A 3,973-nucleotide genomic window follows, 5' to 3' on the forward strand; every position below is an offset into this window, starting at 1 on the left:
CAACCCAGATTGGAGAGGGGCCGGGGGTGAGGTCGCGGTGATGACCGGATTATTTTATTAAACTGCATCAATACGCCCCTCTTTTTGCGCCTGATATGCCAAAAACCCGCCCTTACGCGTCCGGTGGCAGGGCAAACAACCGCTCGGCGTTGGCGGTGCTCTGCGCAGCGAACGCCTCGTCGCTGACCTGCCGCAGCGCCGCCAGCCGCTCCGCGACGAACCGCACGTAGGCGGGCTGGTTGGGCCGCCTGCCGCGATACGGATGCGGTGTCAGGAACGGCGAATCTGTCTCGACCAGAATGCGGTCGCCGGGCGCTTTCGCCGCGATGTGCCGCAGCTCGTCCGCGTTTTTGAACGTGATCGGCCCGGTGAAGCCCAAATAGAAGCCCAGTTCCAGTGCGCGATCCGCGATGTGCTCCGGCGCGGAGAACGAATGCAGCACGCCGGGGCGATCTTGCAGTTCCGGCGGCAGGCTGGGGATCCACGCCGCCAGTACGTCGATCACGTCCTCGCTGGCCTCGCGGTTGTGAATGATCACCGGCAGCGACAGCGCTGCCGCCAGCGTGAGCTGCGCTTCGAGCGCCGTACGCTGCATATCCGGCGGGGAATCGTCCCAGTGATAGTCCAGCCCGATCTCTCCGATAGCGACCACCTTGGGGTGATCCGCCAGCGCGCGCACCTCGTCCAGCATCGCGTCGGAAAATTCGGCGGTGCTGGTCGGGTGAATGCCCACGGCAGCGTACACGCCCGGATACCGGTCCGCCAGCGCGATCGCCGCGCGCGACCGGTCCAGATCGACGCCGGGATTGATCAGCCGCGTCACGCCCGCGTCCCGCGCGGCCTGCACGATTGCGTCCCGGTTCTCGTCGAACGTATCGAAATCAAGGTGACAGTGCGTGTCAATCAGTGGCATGGTTTCGCCTGAAGGGTGTTATGTGGCTATGCAAGGTGTGTTTGTGGTCTCGAAGATGGCGCTGGGGCGGGGTTCGTATCGCACCGCTTTTCGCCCCTCTCCAACCTAGATTGGAGAGGGGCAGCGAGCGAATGCGAGCGGGGTGAGGTTTGCCCCGGACTACAAGCAGTTCCCGTCGCGCAGTTCCTTCAGATCGCTCTCGGCCATCATGCGTACCAGCTCGGTGAACGTGACGCGCGGCTCCCAGCCGAGCTGCTCGCCCGCCTTGCTGGGATCGCCCACCAGCAGATCGACTTCCGCCGGGCGCATGAAGCGCGGGTCCTGCACGACGTAATCGTGCCAGTCCAGCCCGACATGATCGAACGCGGTTTGCACCAGTTCTTCGACGCGGTGCGTTTCGCCCGTGGCGACCACGTAATCATCCGGCGCGTCCTGCTGGAGCATCAGCCACATCGCCTCGACGTAATCCCCTGCGAAGCCCCAGTCGCGCTGCGCGTCCAGATTGCCCAGCCGCAGTTCCTTCGCCAGCCCGAGCTTGATCCGCGCGGCGGTGTTGGTCACCTTGCGCGTGACGAATTCCATGCCGCGCCGGGGGCTTTCGTGGTTGAACAGAATGCCGCTCGTCGCGTGCAGATTGTAGCTTTCGCGGTAGTTGATCGTGATCCAGTGGCCGTAGACCTTCGCCACGCCGTACGGGCTGCGCGGGTAGAAAGGTGTCGTCTCGCGCTGCGGAACCTCGCGCACCTTGCCGAACATCTCGCTGCTCGATGCCTGGTAGAAGCGGATCTCCGGGTCCACGTGCCGGATCGCGTCCAGCAGCCGGGTCACGCCCAGCGCCGTCACGTCGCCCGTGAAGACCGGCTGGCCCCACGACGTCTGCACGAAGCTCTGCGCGGCGAGGTTGTAGACCTCGTTCGGCTGGCACTGCGCCAGCGCGGTTTGCAGCGACGTCTGGTCCAGCATGTCGCCGGGGATCAGCGTGATGTCGTCCTGAATGTGCTCGATCCGGCTGAAATTGATCGTGCTCGTGCGGCGGACCAGCCCGTAGACCTCGTAGCCCTTGCCGAGCAGAAATTCGGCCAGGTACGATCCATCCTGGCCGGTGATGCCGGTGATGAGTGCGCGCTTGCTCATGTTCTTACTCCTGCGTTTTAGGTGTGCTGGCGGCGACTTCTTCTGCGAGCCGCCCGCGCCAATCGTTCAGAATGTCCAACAGCGTTTGCTCGAAGGGAATCGACGGTTCCCATCCGGTGCGGCGGTTCAGGGCCGAATAGTCGCCTACGCGGCGCGGTACGTCGGAGGGCCGCATACGGGTGGGGTCCTGCCGTACCTCGATCTCGACTGTGCTGTAGCTCATTAGCGTATCCAGAAGATACTGCATACTGTACGCTTTGCCACTACAGACATTGTAAACTTCGCCCGGCTCGCCGTGCGCCGCCAGCAGTTGGTACGCGCGCACCACGTCGCGCACGTCGGTGAAGTCCCGCTCGGCAGACAGGTTCCCCACGTACATCACCGGCTCGCTCTGGCCCGCTTCGATGGCCGCGATCTGGCTGGCGAAGTCGGAGGCGACGAAGCCGCGTTTTTGTCCCGGCCCGATGTGGTTGAAGGGCCGGGCCCGGATCGTCTGCATCTTGTTCGACAAATAGTATTGCAGGGCGAGCATGTCCTGGGTGACCTTGCTCACGCTGTAGGGATTGTTGGGCCTGAAGGGGGTGTTTTCGTCCAGGGGGAAGCCGTCGCCGCCAAATGCGCCGTAGACCTCCGCCGAGGAGACGACCAGGATGCGCGCGTCGAGCTTGCACGTCTGGATCGCCTGGAACAGATTGATCTGGGCGACGATATTGTTCTCCAACGTTTCCCAGGGGTTGATGAACGAGTACCCGACGTCGGCCATCGCGGCGAGGTGCAGGATCACGTCGGGGCGCACGGCCTCGATGATGACCCGTACCGCGCCCGCGCTGCGCAGGTCGAGTTCGTATTGGGAAATCGGGAGGTGGTCGAGCTTAGGGTGTTTGCCGGACGGCTCGTAGACCGCGGCGTGGAGCGACAGGTCGGGAATGCTCAAGAGGTGATGGACCAGATGGCCGCCTACGAACCCGCCCGCGCCGGTGATGAATACTCGCACGTATGATTTCTCCGTTGTCTCGCATGCCAGGATGCCGCCGGTATTCCCGCCAGAACTGCGGCGATTCATTATAAGCGGGCGGCTCATTCTCAGCAACACCACAGCAGACGGATCGCTGGTAATGGAACCCTAAACGCTCCGCGCAGGCATCTTCCGCTCCACGCACCGCGCCCCCACACGCTCACGCGCACCTTATCGGAATACTCGCTTCCCATCGGGGCGATGCTTGCATCGCCCGCCTTTTCTCCTCCCGCCGCACGCTCCTTATCCCTACGAGCGGCACGACCTGTTCCCTCAAACGGGACTTATCTTAACGATTTTCTCCCCTCTCCAACTTGATTGGAGAGGGGCCGGGGGTGAGGTCGCCTTTGCCTTTAGCTAACCGCGCGGGATAAGCGCCAACTCGATGCTCAGCCCGGTCGGATCCGGCAGAATCAGCAGGTCGTAGAACGCACCTGCCTTCAATGTCACCAGCGGATCGGTATAGATGCGCAGGTCGTTCGCGGCGTTCAGGATGTGCACGCGGTACGTTCCTGGCTGCAGGGTGATCGGATCGGTGGGCAGGCCGTACTGCGCCAGATCGACCAGCGCGGCTTCCGGCGGCAGCGGTGTTTCGGCAGGCGTCGGCGCGGCGCTCGGACTCGTGTCCACGTCGGCGGGACCCTGCGCGCTGAGCTGCAAATCCGGCTGGTTGGGGTTGGCGTGGAACACGCGCAGCCATGCCTGATCCGCGAGCGCGCCGTACGCATTGTCCGACGCAGTCACGACCTGCACTGCGTCGCCCTCGCCGTAGACGAACAGCGTCGCCTCGGTGACGTCGGCGGGCGGCTCGTAGTCGATTTGGAACAGTGTGTCGCCGCTCTGCGTGTCGCGCACGGTCAGCACCGCCGCGCCGCGCGGGATCTCGGCGTAGGCGCTGGCCGTGCCGGGGT

The 3,973-nt window shown here is 64.1% G+C and carries 3 protein-coding genes and 1 pseudogene; all 4 read right to left on the reverse strand.

Annotated elements, in window-relative coordinates:
- Positions 1-112: 112 nt before the first annotated feature.
- Positions 113-913, reverse strand: coding sequence for a TatD family hydrolase (locus tag V7116_RS25585; RefSeq protein ID WP_324394838.1), 801 nt, complete (start codon positions 911-913; stop codon positions 113-115).
- A 159-nt stretch (positions 914-1,072) separates the two neighbouring features.
- Positions 1,073-2,047 (reverse strand): GDP-mannose 4,6-dehydratase, encoded by a 975-nt coding sequence (gene gmd / locus V7116_RS25590; protein ID WP_324394839.1) that lies wholly within the window; start codon positions 2,045-2,047, stop codon positions 1,073-1,075.
- 4 nt (positions 2,048-2,051) lie between these two features.
- Entirely contained in the window at positions 2,052-3,041 is a 990-nt protein-coding gene (locus V7116_RS25595) for a GDP-mannose 4,6-dehydratase (RefSeq protein ID WP_324394840.1), read from the reverse strand.
- A gap of 378 nt (positions 3,042-3,419) precedes the next feature.
- Positions 3,420-3,973, reverse strand: a pseudogene (locus V7116_RS25600) (hypothetical protein); the annotation flags it as partial.

This window comes from Aggregatilinea sp. (genome assembly GCF_036822615.1).
Lineage (GTDB): Bacteria > Chloroflexota > Anaerolineae > Aggregatilineales > Aggregatilineaceae > Aggregatilinea.